Annotated in this window: 23 protein-coding genes; 8 read left to right on the top strand and 15 right to left on the bottom strand. The window is 36.1% G+C overall.

Annotation, left to right across the window (positions count from 1 at the left end; translation table 11 throughout):
• Positions 1 to 38: 38 nt before the first annotated feature.
• From ASU02_RS17960 to ASU02_RS17945, 4 genes are all read right to left on the bottom strand, one after another.
• Positions 39 to 995, bottom strand: coding sequence for a hypothetical protein (locus ASU02_RS17960; protein WP_157684537.1), 957 nt, complete (start codon positions 993 to 995; stop codon positions 39 to 41).
• A gap of 275 nt (positions 996 to 1,270) precedes the next feature.
• Positions 1,271 to 2,467, bottom strand: coding sequence for a DUF58 domain-containing protein (locus tag ASU02_RS17955; RefSeq protein ID WP_057766161.1), 1,197 nt, complete (start codon positions 2,465 to 2,467; stop codon positions 1,271 to 1,273).
• A 2-nt stretch (positions 2,468 to 2,469) separates the two neighbouring features.
• On the bottom strand, positions 2,470 to 3,405 hold the full coding sequence (locus tag ASU02_RS17950) for an AAA family ATPase (protein ID WP_057766160.1): 936 nt from the start codon (positions 3,403 to 3,405) through the stop codon (positions 2,470 to 2,472).
• Between the two features lie 147 nt (positions 3,406 to 3,552).
• The gene (locus tag ASU02_RS17945; protein WP_057766158.1) at positions 3,553 to 3,747 is read right to left on the bottom strand and encodes a hypothetical protein; all 195 of its coding nucleotides are present in this window, start codon (positions 3,745 to 3,747) and stop codon (positions 3,553 to 3,555) included.
• A 220-nt stretch (positions 3,748 to 3,967) separates the two neighbouring features.
• On the opposite strand from ASU02_RS17945, the gene ASU02_RS26020 reads away from it, so the two are divergent.
• On the top strand, positions 3,968 to 4,144 hold the full coding sequence (locus ASU02_RS26020) for a YkvS family protein (RefSeq protein ID WP_082631855.1): 177 nt from the start codon (positions 3,968 to 3,970) through the stop codon (positions 4,142 to 4,144).
• 92 nt (positions 4,145 to 4,236) lie between these two features.
• Here the strand turns inward: ASU02_RS26020 and ASU02_RS27030 are convergent, their stop codons facing one another.
• Positions 4,237 to 4,347, bottom strand: coding sequence for a DUF6254 family protein (locus ASU02_RS27030; RefSeq protein ID WP_232426288.1), 111 nt, complete (start codon positions 4,345 to 4,347; stop codon positions 4,237 to 4,239).
• A 183-nt stretch (positions 4,348 to 4,530) separates the two neighbouring features.
• On the opposite strand from ASU02_RS27030, the gene ASU02_RS17940 reads away from it, so the two are divergent.
• Positions 4,531 to 5,142 carry a CPBP family intramembrane glutamic endopeptidase gene (locus ASU02_RS17940; RefSeq protein WP_057766156.1) on the top strand — a complete coding sequence of 204 codons (612 nt, stop codon included), beginning with the start codon at positions 4,531 to 4,533 and terminating at the stop codon, positions 5,140 to 5,142.
• Positions 5,143 to 5,286: 144 nt separating this feature from the next.
• A complete protein-coding gene (locus ASU02_RS17935) occupies positions 5,287 to 5,985 on the top strand; it encodes a hypothetical protein (RefSeq protein WP_057766153.1) in 699 nt (232 codons plus the stop codon).
• Between the two features lie 17 nt (positions 5,986 to 6,002).
• Here ASU02_RS17935 and ASU02_RS17930 read toward each other — a convergent pair whose 3' ends face one another.
• Complete coding sequence (locus ASU02_RS17930; RefSeq protein WP_057766151.1) at positions 6,003 to 7,055, bottom strand: YkvI family membrane protein; 1,053 nt, start codon at positions 7,053 to 7,055, stop codon at positions 6,003 to 6,005.
• A gap of 171 nt (positions 7,056 to 7,226) precedes the next feature.
• Between ASU02_RS17930 and ASU02_RS17925 the strand changes: the two genes are divergently transcribed.
• Complete coding sequence (locus ASU02_RS17925; protein ID WP_057766149.1) at positions 7,227 to 9,383, top strand: ATP-dependent Clp protease ATP-binding subunit; 2,157 nt, start codon at positions 7,227 to 7,229, stop codon at positions 9,381 to 9,383.
• Between the two features lie 47 nt (positions 9,384 to 9,430).
• On the opposite strand, the gene ASU02_RS17920 is transcribed toward ASU02_RS17925, so the two are convergent.
• Together ASU02_RS17920 and ASU02_RS17915 are read right to left on the bottom strand one after the other, a co-directional pair.
• On the bottom strand, positions 9,431 to 11,125 hold the full coding sequence (locus ASU02_RS17920) for a M3 family oligoendopeptidase (protein WP_057766147.1): 1,695 nt from the start codon (positions 11,123 to 11,125) through the stop codon (positions 9,431 to 9,433).
• Positions 11,126 to 11,263: 138 nt separating this feature from the next.
• Positions 11,264 to 11,707 carry a MarR family winged helix-turn-helix transcriptional regulator gene (locus ASU02_RS17915; protein ID WP_057766145.1) on the bottom strand — a complete coding sequence of 148 codons (444 nt, stop codon included), beginning with the start codon at positions 11,705 to 11,707 and terminating at the stop codon, positions 11,264 to 11,266.
• Positions 11,708 to 11,912: 205 nt separating this feature from the next.
• Here ASU02_RS17915 and ASU02_RS17910 point away from each other — a divergent pair, with 205 nt between their 5' ends.
• The 3 genes from ASU02_RS17910 (at position 11,913) to ASU02_RS17900 (ending at position 15,301) form a co-directional block, all read left to right on the top strand.
• Complete coding sequence (locus ASU02_RS17910; protein WP_057766143.1) at positions 11,913 to 13,415, top strand: ATP-binding protein; 1,503 nt, start codon at positions 11,913 to 11,915, stop codon at positions 13,413 to 13,415.
• A 159-nt stretch (positions 13,416 to 13,574) separates the two neighbouring features.
• On the top strand, positions 13,575 to 14,807 hold the full coding sequence (locus ASU02_RS17905; RefSeq protein ID WP_057766141.1) for an MFS transporter: 1,233 nt from the start codon (positions 13,575 to 13,577) through the stop codon (positions 14,805 to 14,807).
• A 149-nt stretch (positions 14,808 to 14,956) separates the two neighbouring features.
• Positions 14,957 to 15,301 carry a hypothetical protein gene (locus ASU02_RS17900; protein ID WP_057766140.1) on the top strand — a complete coding sequence of 115 codons (345 nt, stop codon included), beginning with the start codon at positions 14,957 to 14,959 and terminating at the stop codon, positions 15,299 to 15,301.
• A 349-nt stretch (positions 15,302 to 15,650) separates the two neighbouring features.
• Here ASU02_RS17900 and ASU02_RS17895 read toward each other — a convergent pair whose 3' ends face one another.
• The 4 genes from ASU02_RS17895 to ASU02_RS17880 all read right to left on the bottom strand — a co-directional run bounded on the left by ASU02_RS17895 (position 15,651) and on the right by ASU02_RS17880 (position 19,289).
• Positions 15,651 to 15,935: a ferredoxin family protein gene (locus ASU02_RS17895; RefSeq protein WP_057766138.1), complete on the bottom strand. Its 285-nt coding sequence runs from the start codon at positions 15,933 to 15,935 to the stop codon at positions 15,651 to 15,653.
• Positions 15,935 to 17,230, bottom strand: coding sequence for an FAD-dependent oxidoreductase (locus ASU02_RS17890; protein ID WP_057766135.1), 1,296 nt, complete (start codon positions 17,228 to 17,230; stop codon positions 15,935 to 15,937). The genes ASU02_RS17895 and ASU02_RS17890 overlap by 1 nt, the downstream gene beginning before the upstream one ends.
• The gene (locus ASU02_RS17885) at positions 17,223 to 18,251 is read right to left on the bottom strand and encodes an electron transfer flavoprotein subunit alpha/FixB family protein (RefSeq protein WP_057766133.1); all 1,029 of its coding nucleotides are present in this window, start codon (positions 18,249 to 18,251) and stop codon (positions 17,223 to 17,225) included. The genes ASU02_RS17890 and ASU02_RS17885 overlap by 8 nt, the downstream gene beginning before the upstream one ends.
• Positions 18,252 to 18,467: 216 nt before the next feature.
• Positions 18,468 to 19,289 carry an electron transfer flavoprotein subunit beta/FixA family protein gene (locus ASU02_RS17880; protein ID WP_057766131.1) on the bottom strand — a complete coding sequence of 274 codons (822 nt, stop codon included), beginning with the start codon at positions 19,287 to 19,289 and terminating at the stop codon, positions 18,468 to 18,470.
• A 589-nt stretch (positions 19,290 to 19,878) separates the two neighbouring features.
• Between ASU02_RS17880 and ASU02_RS17875 the strand changes: the two genes are divergently transcribed.
• Positions 19,879 to 20,610 carry a ZIP family metal transporter gene (locus ASU02_RS17875; protein WP_057766129.1) on the top strand — a complete coding sequence of 244 codons (732 nt, stop codon included), beginning with the start codon at positions 19,879 to 19,881 and terminating at the stop codon, positions 20,608 to 20,610.
• 81 nt (positions 20,611 to 20,691) lie between these two features.
• On the opposite strand, the gene ASU02_RS17870 is transcribed toward ASU02_RS17875, so the two are convergent.
• The 3 genes from ASU02_RS17870 to ASU02_RS17860 all read right to left on the bottom strand — a co-directional run bounded on the left by ASU02_RS17870 (position 20,692) and on the right by ASU02_RS17860 (position 24,546).
• Complete coding sequence (locus ASU02_RS17870) at positions 20,692 to 20,949, bottom strand: aspartyl-phosphate phosphatase Spo0E family protein (RefSeq protein WP_057766127.1); 258 nt, start codon at positions 20,947 to 20,949, stop codon at positions 20,692 to 20,694.
• A gap of 198 nt (positions 20,950 to 21,147) precedes the next feature.
• Positions 21,148 to 22,617 carry a PAS domain-containing sensor histidine kinase gene (locus ASU02_RS17865; RefSeq protein WP_057766125.1) on the bottom strand — a complete coding sequence of 490 codons (1,470 nt, stop codon included), beginning with the start codon at positions 22,615 to 22,617 and terminating at the stop codon, positions 21,148 to 21,150.
• Positions 22,618 to 22,758: 141 nt separating this feature from the next.
• The gene (locus ASU02_RS17860; RefSeq protein WP_057766124.1) at positions 22,759 to 24,546 is read right to left on the bottom strand and encodes a methyl-accepting chemotaxis protein; all 1,788 of its coding nucleotides are present in this window, start codon (positions 24,544 to 24,546) and stop codon (positions 22,759 to 22,761) included.
• Positions 24,547 to 24,679: the final 133 nt, after the last annotated feature.

Raw genomic sequence — 24,679 nt, 5'->3', positions numbered from 1 at the left:
TATTTCATGTATTAATAATCTCAGTCGTAATACACTTCTTAAGATTGATTAGATTTTTTGGAGGATTTCATCATTTCTTTTAACTCACGTTTTTTCTCTTCGATCCTTTTGAGAAAATATATTTCTTCTTGCTTTGAATATCGAAAACCGCCATACCTCACTTTTTCATAAACGGAAATGATATCACCTGAATCAATCATCTCAATTCGATGCATCCATTCAGGCAGTGTTTCAAATGATCGCCTTCCTAAATTCATCTTTTTGGCAAAACGCTCAAGATCAAATATTTCTTTTCGAATTGGATCTGAAGGCGGGATTTTCTTTCTCCTTCGAAAAATACCTGTCTCTTCTTTCAAAAAAGAACTCTCAGTAAAAAATGCAGCAGCAGGCCACACTTCCCCCTCGCTCATATCCTTTCTCTTCTTTTTATAAATATATAGAAAGAAGAAAAGTAAGATAGCTATAAAAAGAATGACTGCAAGAACTGTTGGATCTAGAAAAGCATTCTGTCCTAGATCATCCATAATAATAGCTGTTTCTTCAGATCCTCCTTGATCTTTGCTATCTAGCATCTCAGCAATCTTTTTTGACCAATCCTGTGATTCCGCCCAGTAAAAAAAAGGCTTTGTCAAGAAAGTAATGAAAAAAACCCCTAGATTTAGCACTGAAAAAAATAGTGCCTTAAAGAAAGTTCTCCCAACAGTTATTAGCAATCCTGCGGTTCCTATGATCAAGATAATCGATAAAAATGGGAGTAAAAATTGCTTTTTATTAGTTGTCTTCGTATCTAAATCAAGCCAGCGCCTTAGAAATCCACCGATGATAATAAATAGGACTTGTGTGATCATTAATCCACTAATTGTAGCGATGTTAGCCGGAGAGGTGGCAGCTCCAATGAAAAGAATAAAGATCCCAAGAAGAATTGAAGATAATAACCATTTTCCTTGATTTTGTTTATCCTGTTCATTCACATGTGAAATTGTTCGCCAAAACACCAGGAAACTTATAAAGAGGCTAAAAATAATTGGAAACCCTATGCTATGCCACACGATTAACATAGCAGGTAACAAAAGCACCAAAAATATTAGTTTTCCCTTCTCTTTATACTTTTCCAGCAAAAAGGTAAAAATGAGGCAGCTTGTGATCATGAATATAAAATAGAAAAACAGTGAAACCTTTTTTTCATTAAAAGCATAAAAGGGAAAGAAAAGAAATGCCCCAAAAATAATTTCGATTATTAGTAGATACATCACATTCCAAATGCGCTTTATCATCTCGCCACCCCTTCATACACAGGGGACTGCTTTAACTTAAGCACTGCATCCATATCATTAGGAAAAATCTCTAACAGGGTTGCTCCTCTTTTTTTGATTAGGCTGAATAATTCTTCTGAGCGGGGTGAACTTTTCCCCCCATGTATATAATAAGGCAGCTGGGCCAAGTGATGATAATAAAAAGACTGCATCTTTTCATAAGGATAAATGGATGGATGCTGATCAACAATCGCCAGCGCCTCAAGTACCTTTTGCAGCTGCTCTTTCCCAGAACCCGCAGGAATATAATAAAATGGAATTGTCCCTGCGAATCTCATATTAATACAAAGTGAATACGGGATATTTTGCTTTGTAAAATAATAAGCTAATTCTGCCACACTGCTTAATAATTGTTCGAGCTTACTCGTAATCGCGTGTTTATCAGCTAAATTAAGCGACAAATGACAGCCCGCGTCTGCAACTCGATCAAAAACTTTTGTCTGCAATGTTTGCATCCTCGCACTAGCCTTCCAATTGATTCTGTTAAAGCTATCAGAATAGACGTATTCTCTTGTACCAGAAGGTGATAAATAATCCTCATATAGTGAATGCGAAACAAATGACTCCCCAGGACGGATGGAGAGGAAAGAACGGATATTTTTCACTGGGATTGGCATGGGGTAAACAAGTGCCTCTTGCATGAATAAGCCTTTATATTCTAATACCGTTTCTCCAAGTCCGAAATAGTGAGGGATATGCCATTCGATACGTCTAATCTTTGCAACTCCTCTTTTTCTAGTTGTAAAAGGAATAGTAAGGGTACTTATCTGTTTATAATTCAGCGAAAAAGGGACATTTAATTCAATTTGACCAGCTATCGTCTGCCCAAATCCATCTATTGGCTTAACAATATCATCAAAATATATTCGGACAATCCCCTTCATAATAGGGAATCCTTTATTCGAAAAGGTTAATGTCCACTCCCCTTTTTCTTCTGGAAAAAATTTATTTCTCTGCAATGGATTTTCTAGGTGAAGATGTTCGCCTATATGTTTTAAATAAAATGAATTAGCAAAGATAAAAATCAATATCGTTACCGCTGTTAAGAAAACTAACCAGGACTGAAAATAAAAGCTTACAAGAAATAAAAATGAAGCCAATGACGCAGTAATTGATAAATAATTATCCTCTATTGAGTATTTTTTCCATTCCATCCTTATGCTCCTGCTTCAACTGGAACCGGAATCGATTCAATGACTTCATCTAGAACTTTATCTGGTGTTTTTGTCAGTGACCCTTCCGTTGTCAGGAATATTCTATGGCTTAAAACGTAAGGAACCATCTCTTTAATGTCATTAGGAATCACAAATGTCCTCCCCTCTATGAACGCTTTTCCTTGAGATGCCTTCAATAAAGCTATTGTCCCGCGCGGACTAACACCTAATTCAATGGAAGGATGCTCTCTCGTTTTCCTTACAATTTCCAGGAGATAGGATTCAACCTCATCATCTATTCTTATTTCCTTCACTTTATTTCTCAACTTTCCAAGATCATCACTTGTTATGATTGCAGTGACTTTGTTTGCAGGAGTTACTTCCCTAGAAACACGGAGCATCTCTCTCTCTTGTTCCAAATTTGGGTATTTCATCGACAGCTTCATAAAGAAACGGTCCATCTGTGCGATCGGCAGAGGAAATGTCCCTTGCTGCGATTCTACAGGGTTTTGAGTTGCTACTACCATGAAAGGATCTGGCACTCGAATCGTATGCCCATCAATAGTCACCTGCTTTTCCTCCATCACTTCAAGCAAACTAGATTGTGTTCTTGGAGTTGCTCGGTTAATTTCATCAGCAAGGACTATATTAGCTATAATTGGACCTGTTTTAAATTCAAATTCCTGTTTTTTTGGATTAAAAAATTGGATTCCAGTTACATCGCTAGGCAAAACATCTGGTGTGAATTGAATTCTTGAAAATACCCCATTTATCGTGTTCGCAAAAGTTTTAGCTAGCATTGTTTTTCCAGTTCCTGGTACACTCTCCATTAAAATATGACCGTTAAATAATAATGCAATAACAAACAGTTCAACCTCTTTTTCTTTACCTATCATTACCTTTCCAATTTCCTCTTGAAGATTAGCTAAGTCTTTCATAGTCCCTCCTAGTAGGATTATTTTTCCACTATCATTAATATATAGTATTTTTGTCTATTTTGAAAATTAAAAATACAATTAATTTGTATTAAGACAGCAAAAGACACTTGAAGGATAGTTCAAGTGTCTTTTCATAAAAACAGCGTATTAACTCCGCGGTGATTCCATATATCTGTAAAGGACATCTCCTCCCCTTTTAGCGATACCTCTGAAGTATTTAAAATCTGCACGTTTCACAAGCACATTTTGAATAGGAAGAAAATCCTCCTTAGAAACATAGTATTCTGTCAGTTCACCGTTCTTTAATTTTTCCAGTACTTCCTGTATAAGTTCTTCTTTCATTTCTATACACCTTTACATAATATATTTTTACTTATTTTATCGCACTTTCATTCACGTGTAACCCTCATGATAAAAATTAATTTTATCTGGAACGTGTAAAATCTTGTCTAGTTTTTGAAAAATAGTCCAAAAAAACACATTATTCTTTACGAATGAACAAAATTAGTGCAAACTGTTAGTAATCATTTTATAGAATTAATTATGAAAAGGAGAGAGGCATTTGAAGAGAGCAGAGGTTGGCAACATCATTGAATTTCGTGAAGGTCTACAAGGAATTGTCGAAAAGGTGAACGAAAATTCTGTTATTGTCGATTTATCCTATATGGATAATTACCGCGATCTTGAACTGGAACAACGAACAGTTGTTAATCATAAAAACTATAAAGTAATTAAATAAGCCCATTTGTAATATAGTTTGAAAACGCATACAAAATCCCAATAAAAAGCAGCGCTTCGCTGCTTTTTATTTTTTATTTCAAGCTTTCCAATCTAATCCTTTTCACGTGAAAGCTCTTTAAGTGATTTTACCTTTCCATGAGGGTTTTGGTCTTGCTTTCTTACTGTCCAGGCACGTTCTTTTTCACGTTTATTTCTCGTCATGTTCTCACCCCTTTCATTTCACTAATAGGATGAACATTTTTTGTCCATTTTAGTTTTGGAAATTTCACGGATAACCTTTTCCCTTCCATTTCAAGTTTTCTTTTTGTTAAAATAAGATTGTTATTACATAAAAATAGAGGTTCTGACTTGCACAGGAGGAGTATTAGAAAGGAGTTTGTACGGTTGAAGAAACTTACAACCGATTTTCGACTAATAATCGGGTTACTATTAGCACATGTATTAATGTATTTCACTTTTCAAGACAAAGCAGTATTCTGGTATATTTTCACAGCCTCACTTTTGTTTTTAATAAGTTATTCCATTTTAAATGAAGAAGTTGAGGATCAATTATCATTTTTTTCCTATATTTTATATGGAGTCCTTTCTGGAATCCTTTTATTCGGCATATTTTGGGTTGGAAACAGCTTAATTGAGCTGCTAAACCTCCCTTTTTCAAAGGAAATTTCAAAATTATATGGACGATATTCTCCATCCATGCTTTGGCATTACATCGTTCTCATATTAATAGCCGTGCCAGGTGAAGAAGTTTTTTGGCGAGGTTTTGTCCAAAAAAGAGTATTGAAATTAACATCTATTCCTGCTGGCATTTTCCTTTCATCCATTCTATATGCGTCTGTTCATTTATACTCCACCCACTGGATTCTTGCATTCGCTGCTTTTATTGCAGGAATATATTGGGGTATTCTATACTTATGGAAGAAGAGTATGCCTTTAGTTATTGTTTCCCACTTAGTGTTTGATTTACTATTATTTCTCATTTTTCCATTCTATTAGTACTTATTTATGAAAATAGGTTGCCTGTATAAATGCAAGAATGTTAATGTATGAATCAAAGGGGGACAAGCAATGTAACTCTTTTGTTATATTTTAAGTCTACTCTTTTGAAAGAAAGATTTGTCACAACGGGAGGTAAACAAAATGAAAATGATTGCAAAATGGATTCTTTTAACAGGTATACTTGGTGTCATTCTTACTGGATGTGGTACAAGTGATGACAATAACGACGGTACAAATGGTGCTGCCTCATCGGAAGACATTGAACAGGTAGAACAAAATGAAAATGCAGCAACAAATAATAATGGCGCAGACGAAAATCAAAATGAAGAAACAGGATTAGAAGAAGAAAACACTGAGGATGCAAGTCCCAGAAATCCAGAACAAACTATTAAATACCAGGTGAATGGGGAGACGAAAGAAGAAACTGCCTTTCTAAAGGAAAGCGATAATCAGAATTATTCTTTATATGTGCTTCCCGAATATGAATTAACTGCAGAGGAGCCTAATAAAGACAGCCTATACTTATCAGAAAATGGCCAAGTTTTTATGCGAATTGAAATCCTCCCAACTGATATGCAATGGGATACAATTGTAGAAAACACTAAAGCACAGCTTGCTGCAGTCAATGAAGAAGTAGAAACAGTTGATGTACCAAGTGAAGATTTCTTTAAAGATTCAATTGCAATGAAATCCTCAACAGATGAGGATATCGTTACTGCATATATTATTAAAAACGGAGAGCAGCCTTTTAAATTTACAATCTTCTCGAAAAAAGTTTCAGATTACAGTGATGCCTTCCTGCAAATGGGTAAGACAATTAAAGCTGGTAAAACTAATTAAGTAATAAGAGACCTGAATTATTTCAGGTCTCTTTTCTCTTCAAAAGGCTTCATCCATAATAATACAATAAAAATTATACTTATATACCCGAAAAGAGGATACAAGTACGAAAGCAGTGTCCCATAATTGATGAAACTAATGAAATAGCAAATCACAAAAATAATTGTAACGATGACAATACTCGGAATAGATATATATTTTCTCACCTGCCGTTCAACCCCAAACACATTTCCAATAACCGATGTAAATATTTCTCCATATATAATTAATACATAAATCCAGAAAAAGGAAGAAGCAACCGTCCTCATTATAACTCCCATAGGAATATCATAGCTTTCAAGATTCGGGAGCATCACTAATGTCATATGACTTGAAATGAGGATAATTGTTAAAGCTGCCCCACCAAGGATGCCTCCCCACTTAATCGTCCGATCATCTTTTATTTCTGCCGCTACCGGCACTAAAACAGCCTGGGCTAATGTTAAATTAAGGGCCGCATATGAAAAAGGAGCAACCACTGCTTTCCACCCATCTTCAGCAAATGGGATATATAAAAGCTGTTCCATGAAGTTTGGAAGTTTCATGGAGAGAATCATAAGAAAAAAACTAAACGCTATCATCATTGGAACAACAAAAGTGTTGACTGCAAACAAGCCTTTAATTCCTACGACCATAACAATAATGGATAATCCAATCGTTAAAAATATTCCTAGACTCTTTGTAAGTCCCAACTGCTCTTCAAATACCGCTCCTGCTCCAGCTAGCATAACAGCACATACACCTAACAGCATCAAAAGCATGAGTACATTTATAATTGAACCAAAGAACCTTCCAAATAAATACTCATTTAATTCCTGATAGGATGTCGCCTGAATACGAGCTGCTATTCTCATTCCTTTCGATCCGAGAAAAATGAATATATAGCCACTCATTAAGATTGATATGAAACCGATAAATCCAAACCGAGAAAAAAATTCTACAATTTCCCGACCAGTTGCAAACCCTGCACCGACTACCGTTCCTACATAGACGGCAGCAATTTGAAAGGCTGCACCCCAGTTTGTTTTCACTAAAATCTCCTCCTTCCCAACCAATATATGAACACAAGAACAAACTAAGACGAGCTTTTTCTTTCATTTCTTTGCCAAAACAAAATACTTGAAAGTCAAAAAAGGTCAAAGTATAATAAGTTCATAAAGTCAAATATAGTCAAAGTCAAAATTTTTAGGAGGGTTTTCAATATGCTTTGTCAAAAATGTCAGCAAAACGATGCCAATATTAAATTTAAAGTAAGCCTAAATGGAAATGAAAGTAATTTATTTCTTTGCCAAAACTGCTATCAAGAAGAAAAAAACAAGATTGGGACCTCCTTTGGTTCTAATTTGAACAGCTTTTCAAGTTTTAATCAAATGCCATTTGAACATTTCTTTCAACAAATGATGCCTTCTCAAGGCTCAGCAGAAAATCAGCATTCATTGGAAAATAAAAGGAACAAGAAGCGCTCTGGAGGTTTTATTGATCAATTTGGACGGAACTTAACTCAGCTTGCAGGAGCAGGCTTAATTGATCCTGTCATCGGGAGAAATGAGGAAGTCGCCCGTGTGATTGAAATATTAAATAGAAGAAATAAAAATAACCCTGTATTAATTGGAGAACCTGGTGTGGGTAAAACAGCGATTGCCGAAGGACTTGCTCTGCTTATTTCAGAAGGAAAAGTGCCTAAAAAATTATTGAACAAGGAAGTCTATTTACTTGATGTGGCTTCTCTCGTTGCAAATACAGGTATTCGCGGTCAATTTGAGGAAAGAATGAAACAATTAATTAGTGAATTACAAGAAAGAAAGAATATTATTCTCTTTATTGACGAAATTCATTTACTAGTAGGAGCAGGTTCTGCCGAAGGATCAATGGATGCTGGAAATATTCTTAAACCTGCTTTAGCGAGAGGAGAACTTCAAGTCGTTGGAGCAACTACCTTAAAGGAATACCGCCAAATTGAGAAAGATCCTGCACTTGAGCGCCGATTCCAGCCAGTCCTTATACAAGAGCCAACCGAAAATGAAGCCATTAACATTCTTATAGGTCTTCAATCGAAATATGAAGATTATCATGAAGTATCATTTACAGATGAGGCCATCCATGCATGTGTCCAATTGTCCAGCCGCTATATTCAGGATCGTTTCCTTCCCGATAAAGCCATTGATCTAATGGATGAAGCAGGCTCTAAGCTTAATTTACTTTCTGACACTGCATCGTCTGATCAAATCGAAAAACGATTATTTGAAATTAATAAACAGAAAGAAATTGTGTTAGAAGAAGAAAAATATGAGGAAGCAGCTAAACTTCGCGAAGAAGAATTAAAGCTAGAGAAAGCCTTAAACAAAAAGGATCATTCCTCACGTCCGCTTGTTGAGGTTAAACATATTCAAGACATCATTGAAAAGAAAACAGGGATTCCTGTCGGCAAATTAATGGATGATGAGCAATTGAAAATGCAAAGTCTTGAGGCAAACTTGTCACAAAAAGTAATTGGACAGCAAGAAGCGGTTCAAAAAGTAACAAAAGCAATCCGCAGAAGCCGTGCCGGATTAAAAGCAAAGAATCGTCCGATTGGATCCTTCCTGTTTGTTGGTCCAACAGGTGTCGGGAAAACTGAGCTAACAAAAACACTTGCAGAAGAACTATTTGGATCAAAAGACGCGATGATTCGCCTCGATATGAGTGAATATATGGAAAAACATAGTGTTTCAAAAATCATTGGGTCACCGCCAGGATATGTTGGACATGAAGAAGCTGGCCAACTGACTGAAAAAGTTCGCCATAATCCTTATTGCATTATTCTTCTAGATGAAATTGAAAAGGCGCATCCAGATGTTCAGCATATGTTTCTGCAAATTCTGGAGGATGGACGATTGACTGATAGTCAGGGCCGAACAGTCAGCTTTAAAGATTCTGTCATTATTATGACAAGCAACGCGGGTGTTCAGCACAAGGAAATACATGTCGGATTTGCATTGAACAGCGAAGTAATGAAAGAAGCTAGTATTTTAGACTCCTTAGGAAATTTCTTTAAACCAGAATTCTTAAACCGATTTGATAGCATTATCGAGTTTAACTCACTTGAAAAGGAACATTTACTGGAGATTGTCGAACTGATGCTCAATGAACTTCAAGGAACATTGGATGAACAAAACATTCAGCTTTCGGTTTCAGACGATGTGAAGGAAAAGCTAGCTGAGCTTGGATACCACCCTGCATTTGGTGCTCGCCCATTAAGAAGAGTGATTCAAGATCAATTAGAGGATAAATTAGCTGATTTTATTATCGATCATCATGGCGAACATCCGCTTCATGCCATTCTTCAGGATGGAGAAGTAAAGATTCAGTTACTTCCATAAGGATTTTTAAAAGGGAAAAGGTCTGGGAACATGCCCAGACCTTTTTTTTATAATTCTTTATCATTCACCGAGTTCAACCAGTTTTCAATAACTCCAACAACTGACTCTACACAGCCCTCTTCAAAAGGAGAAATTAAGTTTGCTTCTTTTACAAGGCCTGTAAATGCTTTGCTGCCGCCTAAACTGCAAAGGTGGACATAATCTTTCCACGCTTCTTCTTGGTTATCTCTTGAACGCTTCCAAAATTGGAAGGCACAAATTTGGGCAAGCGTATAATCAATATAATAGAATGGCGAATTATAAATATGTGCTTGGCGTTGCCAGAAACCGCCATTTTCCAAATATACATTGCCATCATAGTCTTTGTGCGGCATATATTTCTTCTCAATTTCACGCCAAGCAGACTTTCTTTCAGATGGTGTAGCCGTATGATTTTCATACACCCAATGCTGGAATTCATCAACAGCTACCCCATATGGAAGAAAAAGCAATGCACTGCTTAAATGTGAAAATTTATACTTCTCTGTGTCCTCTTTAAAGAACTTTTCCATCCATGGCCATGTAAAGAATTCCATACTCATTGAATGAATTTCACATGCCTCATACGTTGGCCAATTATATTCCGGGATTTCAAAGTGCCGGCTGGAATAGACCTGGAAGGCATGCCCTGCTTCATGAGTAAGAACATCGATGTCGCCAGACGTCCCATTAAAGTTCGAGAAAATATAAGGCGCTTTGTAATTTTCAATGTATGTACAATAGCCCCCGCCAGCTTTCCCCTTTTTCGCAACAAGGTCCATTAATTCCTCTTCCCTCATATAGGAGAAAAATTCACCTGTTTCTTTAGAAAGCTCATCATACATGGTTTGCCCATTTTCAACAATCCACTCCGGGCTTCCTTTTGGAACAGCATTCCCAGTCTTATAGTTAAAAGCTTCGTCATAATACTTCAGTTTATCTAAACCGATACGTTCTCTTTGGCGTTCTTTAAGCTTTGTTGCCATTGGCACGATAAATTCTTTCACTTGATCGCGGAATTTCGCCACCATTGCTGCATCATAATCCGTGCGCATCATTCGCAAGTAGGCAAGCTCAACGAAATTATCATACCCAAGTTTCTGAGCAATTTCCGTACGGATTTTTACTAGCTCGTCATATATTCGGTCGAGCTCATTTTCATTTTCAGCTAAAAATCCGAAGCGTGCCTCATTTGCTCGCTTTCTTACTTCACGGTCAGTAGATTCTGCAAATGGTTCCATTTGGGCAAGCGTACGTTCTTCCCCTTCAAAATCAATTTTTGCTGACGCAATTAATTTTGTATATTCAGACGAAAGTTTATTTTCCTTTTGCAGTAGGGGCACAATTTCTGGCGAGAAAGCCTTCAATTGTGCTTCAGCTAAAGCAAATAACTGACTTCCCCACTTCTCCTCTAACTCTGGGCGAAATTTAGACTTAACCAGTTCTTTAGCATACTTAGTAACAAATCCTTCAATTACAGGCTGAATTTCATCCATATAATCCTGTTCGGCTTTATAAAACTCATCATTTGTATCAATTGAATGGCGAATATAACAAAGATTGAACATTGTCCCAACGTCATTTCTAATATCATTGATTTCCTTCATCACTTGATTTTGTGCGTCTGCTGAAGTCGCTTCAGCAAACTTCTTAATAGCTGATTCAAATTGACTGCTGATCTCATCCATATTTGGACGGCTATATGTATAACTCGTAAAACTCATTCGATTGCCCCCTTTGTTTACACTAATTAATAATCCACTTAAAATATTTCGACAGCCTTAAATAATTTCCTGCAAAAGGCAGCGAAAATATAAAAATTAAAAACACGGCCATTCGTTGGCCGTGCTTTCACTCGCTTATTATTCAAAGCTAGACTGTGATAATCCCAGCTTTTTCAGAATCATAATTGCTGATTCCTTTTCATCCTCCGAAAGTCCGGACATAAGCATATCAATTTGCTTAGCATGATCAGGAAATACATCCTCAATAAAGGACTTGCCCTTCTCTGTAATTTGAGCATACGTAACACGTCTATCTTTAGGACAGGCAACTCTTTTTAACAATCCTTTTTGTTCAAGCTTATCTACTACATACGTTATACTTCCGCTTGCTAACAAAATTTTCCCGCCAATTTGCTGCAGGGGCTGATCTCCCTTATGGTAAAGAAGCTCCATAACTGCAAACTCAGTAGGATTAAGTCCATATGAATGAATAAGCTTGTTAACATTCTCATTTACTGCGCGATAGGCACGTGACAGCACAATAAATAATTTTAATGATTGGTTGACTTGATCAGAACTCATCTTTATCCAAATCCTTTTTAATTATAATGATGAATTAATTTATCTTGAATTCTAAATAAATTATAGAAAAACAAAGAGCACATGTCAATTTTTATTCCTTTTTTGATAAGTTATCATTTTTTTCAATATATTGATAAAATAAAACGAAAAATTCCTATTAATGATATACTATACTGGTATTAAACTTACAATATGGGGTCATTAAATGAAAAGACATAATCAAAATTTCCTTTTATACATTATCATAGTTATTATTCCAACACTTATCAGTCTATTATATTACTTTAATAAAGCAATTGATCTTGATAACCACGAGCGGAAAGAGCAAGCGCGTTGGGTTGCATCCATTCATCAAAAAAGCTGGGATCAATTTATTGCTGAAACCGTAACTTCATTAGATATACTCGCTATAACTGCAGAAACTGTAGCACAAACGCCGGAAAAAATTGAGCCGCTCCTGCTCAAAACCCATTGGAAGGACCCACGATATGGAGGCATTTATTTACTTGATCCGAATGGAACAGTTATTACTGGATCTAATTCCTTCTTAAAGGATTCAAATTTATCAGAGAATGAATATATAAAGGAAATTAACCGCACAAAGGATCTTATTATTTCTGATCATCAAGAAACACTGATAAATGGTCAAAAGGTCATTGGAGTTGGGAAACCTGTTTTAGACAAAAAGGGCCAATTAGTGTATATTCTTATTGCACATTTACGAGTTGATTATGTTCAAAATATTATGAAAGTGCTTACTCCTGATACTAAGCTTTCGGTTACCAACCCAACTGGGGCTGTGATAATGGATATTAATATCGACGGTACTGACGAACTATCCAAAGATCACTCGATTTCCATTCCTATAGATAGAGTTCCTTGGAACATTAAAGTTGAAGTACCAAAAAGAAACATCAATGAACTAATAAAAAATGCGATCATGATCATTATTCAAATCATTTTTGCATTTCATATTCTTTTTCTATTCATCAAATATTTAATGCTTAAAAGGCAGGCAGCAAAAGAGAAAAAGGAAAATGAACTTCAAAAGCTCGAACTTGTTGGAACATTAGCGGCAAGTACAGCCCACGAAATCCGAAATCCGTTAACAGGTATTAAAGGACTTGTCCAACTTTTAAGTGAAAAATATACAAATGAACAAGATCAATACTACTTCTCTGTCATAAACGATGAAATTAACCGTATTAACGAAATTGTCAGTGAATTTCTTATTTTAGGTAAGCCTACCGCTCAAAAAACAGAAATCATGGATTTGCGTAAAATCATCATTGATATAGAACCTTTAATTATTTCTGAAGCAAATTTAAACAATATAAAATATCAGTCAATTATCCCAGATGTGCCGCTGCTTATTGATTGCACAAAAGATCAATTAAAGCAAGTACTGCTTAACTTAACAAAAAATGCTTTTGAATCCATGCAGGCTGGCGGCTTGTTAACAGTTAAGCTTATCGAGCTTCCAAACAAGTGCCATATAAAAATAACCGACACCGGAATAGGAATACCTGATGAAGCACTTGAAAAAATCTTCCAGCCATTCTACACTTCTAAGGAGTTTGGAACTGGACTAGGTCTTGTAGTCTGCAAAAGGATTATCCAGTCTTTTGGCGGAGAAATTCACTTAACAAGCAAAGTGAATAAAGGAACGCAAGTTGATATTTTTTTACCGCTCAAAAAAAATGATTAAAATAAAGAAATAGAGCCAATCGAAAATGGCTCTATTTCTTTTTACAAACATTAGTTTACCTTAATAATCAAAATAATATTGAAAACTATAGATTTTTTGTATTATATATATTTAGAGACCCAAAATGTTTTTAAATCTTATTTAAAGGAGTCCTGAACAATGAGCAACACAGCAGCCATTGCCCGGACAATGGCACAGAATCGTGAAACATCCTACAAAATATTATTTATCATTGGTGTTTGTCACCTTTTAAATGATTCCATTCAGGCAATTATTCCAGCCATGTTTCCAATATTGGAGAAGTCTATGGGGCTATCATTTACACAGCTTGGATTAATCGCATTTGCGTTAAACATGGTTTCTTCTATTCTACAGCCAGTTATAGGTATGGTGACAGATAAGAAACCAATGCCTTTTGCGCTGCCAATCGGTTTAACATTTACATTGTGTGGAGTACTCGGCCTTGCACTTGCACCACGTTTTGAATGGATTGTCCTCTCCGTTCTTTTCATCGGTCTTGGCTCTGCAATTTTTCATCCTGAAGGCTCTAGAGTTGCCTATTTAGCAGCTGGCTCACGACGCGGTCTGGCTCAGTCTATATACCAAGTGGGAGGGAATAGCGGGCAAGCAATGGCCCCGCTGATTACTGCATTAATTCTCGTCCCATTAGGTCAAATTGGTGCTGCTTGGTTTACTGCTGTTGCTGCTGTCGCTGTTGGTCTGCTACTATATATCGCTTTTTGGTATGCGAAGACCTTAGAGACGCATAATGCTTTACAAAAAAAACCGAACAAAAAAGAGAGTGCCAATCAAAAAGGACTTTCAAAGGCAATATGGTTTTCATTAGTCCTTATCCTATTCTTAATCTTTGCACGTTCCTGGTATATATCTGGAATGACAAATTATTATGCCTTTTATACGATTGAGACATATTCTTTCTCAATCAAGCAATCTCAAATTTTTCTTTTCACATTTTTAGTAGCAGGTGCTCTCGGAACATTCTTCGGCGGGCCATTGGCAGACCGGTTTGGTAAGAAACTAATCATATTCCTGTCAATGATTATCTCCGCACCTTTAACGATTCTTATTCCATTTGTACCACCATTCGCTGCTTTTATACTTCTCTTGCTTACAGGGTTTATTTTAATGTCAAGCTTCTCTGTAACTGTTGTATACGCACAGGAGCTTGTTCCTGGAAAAATCGGTACGATGGCAGGTTTAACGGTAGGACTTGCTTTTGGAATGGGAGCTATCGGCTCCATCGTCATAGGTTATTTAGCAGATAGAATTGGCATTTCAAACACAATGATTTTGACTGGCTTCTTGCCATTATTGGGACTCCTTACCCTGCTGCTGCCATCTGATCAAAAGGTAAATGAGTGGAATTCTTAAAAAAAATGAGGGGATATCCCAATGGGGATCCTCTTTTTTATTTCCAAATCAACATTCTTAAAGTTTTAACATATTATTCGAAATATTGACGCTTATTAACATATAATAAAATAAGTTATAACTATTTTTTACGGAAAGGAGCGGGAATAATGAATGGGGCTAACTATAGAGATTTTTACCAAAAAGCATTAATTCCAATTGGATTAAATGACCTTTATCATTATAAAGAAACCTCGGAACATAAGCATACAATACCTACTCATTGGCTTATCGCACTTGAAGGGCAACTAAAAGATTTAGAAAATGAATTTTACACCTGGATTGTTACGATCTATCCATCTGATGCAAATGGAAGCTTTTCATGGAATACCTCCTGCTACACATCCTCTATTTATAATTGTATTCATCAAGCATATGAACATGCAAATGCATTGGAACACTCTGGCAAGAACGGCAAGTTGTTCACCACAAAAAATAAAGAAGATGTTAGTTAAAATCAATACTTTTCCTTTTTTGATTTCCTCTTTTTAGTTCTTCTTGTGAAATAACATACATATAGAGATATACTCAATTTTCCCATTAAAAAATGCAATGAAAAATGAAAATCAATGGAACTTTTACAAACTCCTTTTCGTACGAATAGATATGGAGGCGATTTTTTATGAAGGGTAAAGGACAAAAAAAATCAAACAAAAAATTTGATATCATTGATATTGGAATAGATTTAGTAGAACCCCTTTATATTTTGACAAGATATATCTTAAGATCAATAGTTAGGCTTATAGATTAAAAAGGAGCATCCACATACTCGTGAATGCTCCTTTTTAATCTATTTTATTAGCTCTACGCTAACCTAAAAACAATTCCGTGTCCGCCTTTAGGATATTCCCATTTAATATTTTGATATGGGCATCCAATGCGGCAGCTGCCGCATTCATGGCAGCCTTCATATCCAACCTGCATCCTTAAACCTTCCCACTTATAAACTTCAGCTGGACAGAAGATCGTGCATATTTTATCTGGACATTTCGTCATACATACATCATGATCCAAAACTGTTAAATGCGATTTCTTATCGGCCTTAAAACGAATTAAATACTGTTTTTCCTCAATCGTTTTTGTCGACATTATTTCACCGCCTTCCATGCACGATACATATCTTGAAGAACCTTTAGAGTACCTCTTTCTCCTGTGATACTGCGCATGATTTGTTTCTGCTTTTCCCTCTTAGACGTTCCATCTACTGTAAAAAATTTACTAGCTGCCTGATTCATCATCGGCACGTAGTCTTTAAAGTACTGTGGATGATTTTCAAACGTATGTGCCGCATCTTTATATTTTTCAAGATCCTTTATAATAAAGCTGTCATACAGTTTTTCCCTATATATATTTAAAGTTGATTCACTAAAATCATTTCTGCTTTTTGCTTCAACAATGGTCTCAGCTGCCATTTTTCCAGACGCCATAGCCATATTAGATCCTTCCCGATGGATTGCATTAACAAGCTGGGCCGCATCTCCCACTAATAAAACACCATTCCCTGCTACTTTAGGAACAGAATGATATCCTCCTTCTGGTATAAGATGGGCTAAATATTCAGCAGATTCTCCGCCTTCAAGAAATGGCTTAATCATGACATGCGTCTTTAAATAATCCAATAAATCATAGGGCTTTAATTTTGCTTTTATCATGCTTGAAAGTGTTGTTCCAACACCAATATTAATACTCTCTTTATTTGTATAAATAAAAGCTGTTCCAAGATTCCCTTTCGTAGAATCCCCAAAGAGCTCAATTGTACAGCCCTGATTATCCTCTAAATTAAATCGGTCATTGATTTTTTCCTTAGGCAGATTAATTACCTCCATAACGGTTAAGGCAACTTCATCTGGACGGAACTCATTATGGTAACCCAGCTGTTTTCCAAGTAGTGAATTGACCCCATCAGCAAGGACCACAACATCTGCATATACTTCTCCATCTGGGCGATCTGTTCTTACACCTATTACTTTCCCATTTTCCACTATACATTCCAAAACGACCGTTTCAGTAATTAACAATACCCCTTGCTCAATGCCTTTCTTTGCGAACCACTGATCAAAAGGTGCTCGGAGGACTGTGAAGTTATTATATGGCTCCACACCCCATTCAAGACCTTTGTAACCAAAAGTAACAACTGATTCTTTATCCATCATCCAAAATCTTTGCTCAACAACGGGTCTTTCAAGTGGTGCTTCTTTCCAAAACTCTGGAATAATCTCTTCCATCTGCTTTCTATACAATACTCCCCCCATTACATTCTTACTGCCAGGATACTCACCTCTTTCAATCTGCAGTACTTTTAATCCATTTTTTGCACATGTATACGCACAGGAAGTTCCAGCCGGGCCAGCACCTACAACGATGACATCAAATTTTTCAGACATAACTAACTTCACCGCCTTTTTCTTTACGCAACTTCTTGAATTGTTCAATCAACTTAGGGACTATTTCCATTGCGTCGCCAACGATCCCATAAGTAGCTACATCAAATATAGGGGCATTAGGATCTTTATTAATGGCGATAATAAATTCTGAGTTCTTCATACCTACGACATGCTGGATTGCGCCAGAGATGCCAATAGCAAAATATATTTTTGGGGTAATCGTTTCCCCAGTCTGCCCGACCTGAAGCTCATGAGGGAGCCATCCAGCTTCTACTACATCCCTTGTTCCTCCAACACTTGCTCCAATTGTATCTGCTAGTTCATGAATAAGCTGAAACCCATGTATGTCGCCCAATCCCTTCCCACCGGCAACAACCACATGTGCATCAGCTAAACTTGCCACCTTTGTGACATCCTTCACAACTTTTAGCACTTTTGTGCGCATATTTTCCTCTTTTAAATCTATTTCTTCTTCAATTATTTTACCTGTTCTACTAGTATCACGATCTAGTGCCTTCATTACCTTTGGTCTGACAGTTGCCATTTGTGGACGGTGCTTCTTACATAAAATTGTTGCCATGATATTTCCACCAAATGCCGGACGGCTTGCTTCAAGCAGCCTCTTTTCTAAGTCAACATCGAGCATCGTTGTATCTGCTGTTAATCCCGTGCTTAAATCAGTCGCAACTGCACTTGCAAGGTCCTTTCCATTTGGGGTGGCACCGTAAAGAAAAATCTCAGGTTTGTACTTTTCTGCAAGAAGCATAATTCCTTTCATATAGGATTCTGTCCGGTAATCCTTCATAATGGGATGATCCACTACATAAACCTCATCTGCCCCATATGCAATAATTTCAGGGCAAAGTGCCTTTACATCGTGACCTAATAATACTCCAGACAAAGTAACTTCCAGTTTATCAGCAAGCTTCCTTCCTGCTCCTAATAGTTCTAAGGAGACACCCTCAATTTCTCCGTCATTCTGCTCTATGAATACCCAAACCCCACGGTATTCCTCAATCATTCAGACCCCTCCTAATTTAAAAGCATAAGCGCCTTCGGAACAATTAAAATGCAGATTCTTCCTGTGCGGATTACTCATTGAAGCTTTCCTTTGTTCTTAGCCCTGATAAGCATAAGTCAAGCCTCACGAAAAAGGTGCTCTTAACCTTTTTTGGAGGATTGGCTGTAGACCATCGAGGGGCATTGGCACTGAAGCTAGATATTTAAAATGATTAGATTATCGAGCTGTTAAGAATAATTCCTTTTTATCTTGTAATACTTCCATTAACTGATTTACTTGTTCATCAGAATTTCCTTCTAGCCTTTTCCCGCCTTCTGGTTTCGGAGGAGTGAACATTTTTCCGACAATTGTTGGTGAGCCTTTTAATCCTAATTGTGGCCGATTGACATTTTCAAGATCATTAACCGACCAAATGATTGGCTCATATCTTGCTGCTTTAATCATATTTGGCATCGGAGAATACTCAATCTCGTTAATCTCCTTTCCAACCGTCATTAAGCATGGATAGTCAGCTTGTATTAATTGATATCCATTTGCTAGTTTCCTTTTTAATAGAATTGTTTTTTCTTTTTCATTTAGTTCGGTGACCTCGATAACATTTGTTACCGGTGGAATATCCATTCTCCTGGCTATTCCTGGACCAACCTGCCCAGTATCCCCATCAATCGCATGCAGCCCGCATATAACTAGATCAACTGGTTCTTCTTTTGCTATTCGTTCAAGTGCTTTGGATAATGCATAACTTGTCGCTAAGGTATCTGCTCCCGCAAATGCGCGATCAGAAATTAAATAGCCTTTATCGGCGCCAATCTCAATGCTTTTTTTGATGACAGCTGTAGCTTGTGGCGGCCCCATCGAAAGGACAGAAATGGTGCCTTCTCCAACCATTTTTCTAATTTTCACAGCCTCTTGTACTGCATGAGCATCATATGGATTTAATATTGCTGGAGCACTCCTTCGATCAAGGGTGTTTGTCTTTGGATTAATTTTAATTATCTTTGTATCTGGAACTTGCTTTACACAGACGACAATATGCATTAATTTATTCCCTCCCAATATGCAATTTTGAAAATGACCATTAACATGCTGGTGATTGAATAGATTCCACCTTTTTTACATTAAATATGATTAAGCAAACACCGCCCTTTTGAAAACGCTTTCTTCTATGTAAAAATACTGTGTATTACGATATATGTTACGCAACACACGCATAGTACTAACAATTAACAAAATAGCTTGTCCCATATTTGCTTTCAAAAAATTGAATTGTTTTCAAGTTTTTCAGCTTTAATCATAAATATAGATAGACTAGCAGAAATGAGTTTTTCTCTTGGTGTTTGAGAATACTAAAAAGGAATTGTGAAGATTTTATATGAACCCATTATTAGATTCTGTATAAAATAAATTATGTTTGTGGAAAAAACATTAAAATGTCTGGAGTTATACAAAGGTGAATTTCCTTTTGGTAAAGCTTGCATTTATTGTTATATTCTATTAGGAAAATATAGAAGTCACTATGATAAAAATCACATAATACCATTCTTTTTGTTCCAAAAATGAATTTATTAATTGTCTCTCAAGGATTTCACTCTTATAATTATCTTACAAATAGAAATGAGGGAAAAAAATGAGTGATGTAATCATCGGCAGCGTTCTCTCAGCCCTTTCAACAGGTCTTGGCGCTCTAATTATTCTATTTATGTCTGATTCCGTTACTCATCGGTGGCGGGATATCTTATTAGCCTTCACTGCTGGGATTATGATGGCTGCCTCGACAATGGGGCTTATTCCTGAGGCCTTGAATAATGGCGGTTTCCTCCAGCTATCAATTGGGATTTTTCTAGGAGTATTAGCCCTAACCCTGTTAGAAAAAAATATACCTCATATTGACCTTCAGCATTCAAAAAAAGGGATTGAATTTGACGAAAAAGCGATGCTTATCATTTCTGCAATCACACTTCACAACATTCCCGAGGGTCTTTCTGTTGGGGTCAGCTATGCGTCAAGTGTTGAAGATACAGGCAATTTAATTGCGTTTGCCATCGGGCTTCAGAATGCGCCTGAGGGCTTTCTTGTTGCTTTATTTTTAGTTAACCAAAAAATAAATAAATTTAAAGCATTTATTATTGCAACCTTGACAGGTGCCATCGAAATTGTGACTGGTTTATTAGGCTATTATTTAACAGCTTATGTCGACTTTCTAGTTCCCTACGGATTGTCATTTGCAGCAGGTGCCATGCTCTTTATCGTTTATAAAGAATTAATTCCAGAAAGCCATGGAGATGGGAATGAAAGAACCTCTACTTATTCCTTTATAATTGGACTGTTATTTATGATATTGCTAATCGATATCTTCTAGGAATGACAAAAAAATCCCTAAGCCGTAATTCTTACGGTTTAGGGACTTTTTGGGGAAAGCAGACGGAGTTCATTTGTTAATTTATGAATGAGCTTGATACTTAGCTTCTACTAATTTTTCTCGCCAAGTTGTTATCAGCAGCCTGAAAGAAAATTTAATCTTTCGCTTTTGTTTCTTATCATTTTGTTTTTGCTGCTGATATTCAAAGATTAATTGATCTAGTTCCTCACTGCAGCGAATAGTGTATTCACTTGTATAGCCATACTTTTTAGCCGAATCTATCATTCTTTCTCTCTTCTCCTGAATTTGGGTTAATATTTTTTTCCTGTTCTCCCCCATCTTTTTCCCCCATCCAATCCTGTTCTCTATTTCTACAAAATTATTCTACTTGAAGCATTATTACAAGAATTTGAATAAATGTAAATAGATTCGCAAAATTAGACAATCTTCTCCTCTAAATAATTTTTTCGACAAAATTCTCTATAAAAATTAAGGGTAATCCGACAAAGATCAACAAATTTCTAAGTGTTTTCTCCTTTATTTTTCTTTATAAACTGGTAAATAGATATGGAATATGCTTCCGACTCCCATTTCACTTTCTGCTACAATTGATCCCTTATGCTCTTCAATTATTTTATAAGTAACCATTAATCCTAAACCAGTTCCCTTTTCCTTAGTTGTAAAAAAGGGTTGACCAAGCTTTTTAATTTGATCTTTAGAAATTCCAGCCCCTTGATCCTTAATAGAGATATGAATGGTATGGTTTAATGCCGACTCCATTCTAACTGTTACCGTACCTCCCTTTGGCATTACCTCAATTGCATTTTTAATTAAATTGATAAATACCTTTTTCATTTGGTTAGGTTCACAAAAAATAAAAGGTAATTCCTTTTCAAAGAAAGTTTGAATTTGGACATTATGTAACACAGCTTGAGCTTTTAAAAAATCAACTGTCTCCTTCATTATTTCGGTTATGTCTTTTCTAATAAATTTTACTGCTTGAGGTTTTGAAAGAATCAAAAATTCATTAATAATTGAATCAATCCTCTCCAATTCTGAAGAAATAATATTAAAATACATCGAATGATCCTCTTGGATACCATCTTCTAATAATTGGATAAAACCTTTGAGTGCAGTCATTGGATTCCGAATTTCATGTGCAATTCCAGCAGCCAGTTCTCCAACAACACTTAATGTTTCTGACTTTTTGAGCTGCTCTTCCATTTCAAGCTTATCGGTAATATCCTTAAAGGAAATTAAGCTTAGTTTCGAAAAAACATTATGTTTAGCTGAGAATTCAATGTGAATTTTCCGATCAGATTTTAAATTTATTAGCAGAACGCCATTTGCATATCCATTATTTCTTACATTTTCAAAATGATGATATAATTCTTCCTTATTTACATTATAATCCTCTATCAATTTAATAATCGATTGACCAATTAAAGATTTCCCTGAGAGATGAAGCATACTCATTCCAACTTGGTTAATATCGACCACTTCATATTTTTCGTTCCAGAGTATCATTCCTTCCAACGCTTCCTCAAATACTTTACGGAATTTTAATTCACTCTCACGAAGTTCTTTTTCCATCTGATGCCGGTCAGTAACATTGCGAAAAATTGTCATATGATACCCATCTACAGAGTTTAGCTTAGCAGTAAATTCGAGTGACTTTATTTGTCCATTTGGCATTAAAAAATCAAGTTCATCCCGTATCGATCCCCTTTCAAAAAGCTGGTTCACAATCTTCATAAACTTAGATCTTTTCGAATAAACAAACTCCTTAAGATTCTTCGATACTAGCTCTTCCTTACTGCTTTCAAATATCCTGCATGCTGCCTCATTCGCCTTAACAATTTTTCCATTTCCTGACCAAAACACAATTCCCTCTAGTGCCTCAATAAACAAGTCCTTATATAAATCTTTGCTTATTTTCTCATTTATACTGCTTTTTTTTATCGTTTTATCAAAGCTATTCAAATATTTCCCTTCATTCAAAGTCATGATTGTTTTCCCCTCCTACTGGGATCTGCATCATTGACTACTTCTACATATTCATCTAAAACCCTGCCAAATATATGTAAATATCTGTGAAATTATTAATGAAAAAAGGGGCCCCAGCAAAATAACTGGCACCCATTTTTGTTAAAGTTTAAATTTTGAAATCATGGTATTTAATTGATCAGCAAGCTCTGATAAGGAATTCGCGTTGTCAGAAATCTCTTCCATTGCAAGATTGGTTTGTGTGATAGCAGCACTTGTTTGTTCAATTCCTGCAGCTGATTCCTCCGACACTGCGGCAATATTTTCAATGGATTGATTCATCAATGTCGAGCTTTTAGAAACTTGATCAAGGCTATCAGAAATATCATTGATTGTCCCAGACATCATATTTACCGCTTGATATATTTTCTGGAACGTTTGACCTGTTAATTGAATTTTCTCTGTTCCTTTTTCAACTTGTGTATATCCAGTCTGCAACGAAGAAACTACATTATTGGATTCCGTTTGAATTCCTTTCACTATGGTTGTAATATCTGCAACAGACAATGAAACTTGCTCTGCTAGTTTACGAACTTCATCTGCTACTACCGCAAAGCCCTTTCCATGTTCTCCTGCCCTGGCTGCTTCTATCGCTGCATTTAAAGCAAGTAAATTTGTTTGATTTGCAATATCATGTATTACCTGAACAAGCTTGGAGATTTTTTGTGTTTGTTCATCTAGTCCATTTACACGATTAACAGAGGTTTTCATTATTTCATTAATAACAGTCATCTGTTCTTGAGATTCCCTCATGAGCGTATCTCCAGATTTCGTCATTGTTAGAACCTCAGTTGAGGCAGATTTAATCTTATACCCGCTTTTTGTCGCTTCCTCTACTTTCATTAAATAGTCATCCATCATCCTTGCCAATTCTGTAGCTGCACTCGCCTGATCCTCCGCTCCGCTTGAAAGTTCCTGCATAGTAGAAGCGCCTTGCTGACTAGCAGCCCCGACTTCATTCGCAGCAATATTTAATTCGCTGCTTTTTTCAGTCACATAACTTGAAACAGCTGAGATTTCTTGTATCATTGATTGAAGTCTTTCCTTCATAGAGTTCGTTGCCTTGCTCAATTCAGCAATTTCATCTTTCCCATCATATTCAATAGCATCTACATTCAAATTACCTGCTGCGATTTCATTAGATAGGTGGACAATATGACCTAGTTTATTTGAAATGATCTTCCCAATAAAAAGAATGCTAGCAATCCCTAATCCAGCTGAAACTAAAATAGATATACCTAATACAATTAACGTTAGAACGATTCTTGCCTTAGCAGAGCTTATCGCTTTTTCCTGATCAGACTTTAACGAATCACTCAAAGAGTCCAATTTAACTACTGTTTCAGCTATCTTATCGTCTGCTTTAAGCTTACCAAGCCGGTATTCCCTTACATGGTGAAGCTTTACTTGAGGTTCTATAACTTCATAGAAAAGCCTGTTGATTTCATCATCATTTTTACTTATATCATTTAGCAGCTGTTTTGATTTATTAGATGTCAGCGCTGGGGTTATTTCCTTTTTAAGTTCATTAAACTTTTTCGTTAGTTCATCAAAATTCTTTAAGTGCTTTGGATTGGAATCAATAATAAAGTTACCGATTGTACTCCCTTTATAATGAAAGCTTGCTGTCGCTTCGGTAATTTTTATCGCCTTCTCACCCGTTTCTTCAACAGAATTCATTTGTGAATTAGCTATACTTAATAGCCCGAATGTAATAATAGTAGAGATAGAAAAAAGTCCTATTGTGATAAATAAAGCTACACCATATTTCTGGCCAAGTTTTAAATTTCTCCAAATTTTGAACTGTGTAATCGCACGAATTGGATTTTTGCTTCCTTTACCTCTTGTGCTTTTTGTCCTCTTAATATTTTTCTTTTTTACCCCTTTCATCCGTTTGCCCTCCTTTATCTCTTGACGAAGTTATAGTTCAATAGAGCTAAAATATGTAAAGATATGAAACATTTATACTATTTTATTATCTTATTATAATTCAAACAATTATACTTTTGAAGGAAATTGTTGT

This window comes from Cytobacillus praedii (genome assembly GCF_001439605.1).
Lineage (GTDB): Bacteria > Bacillota > Bacilli > Bacillales > Cytobacillaceae > Cytobacillus > Cytobacillus praedii.
The sequence above is the reverse complement of the archived record's forward strand: the minus strand, read 5'-3'. Positions and strand labels throughout refer to the sequence as shown.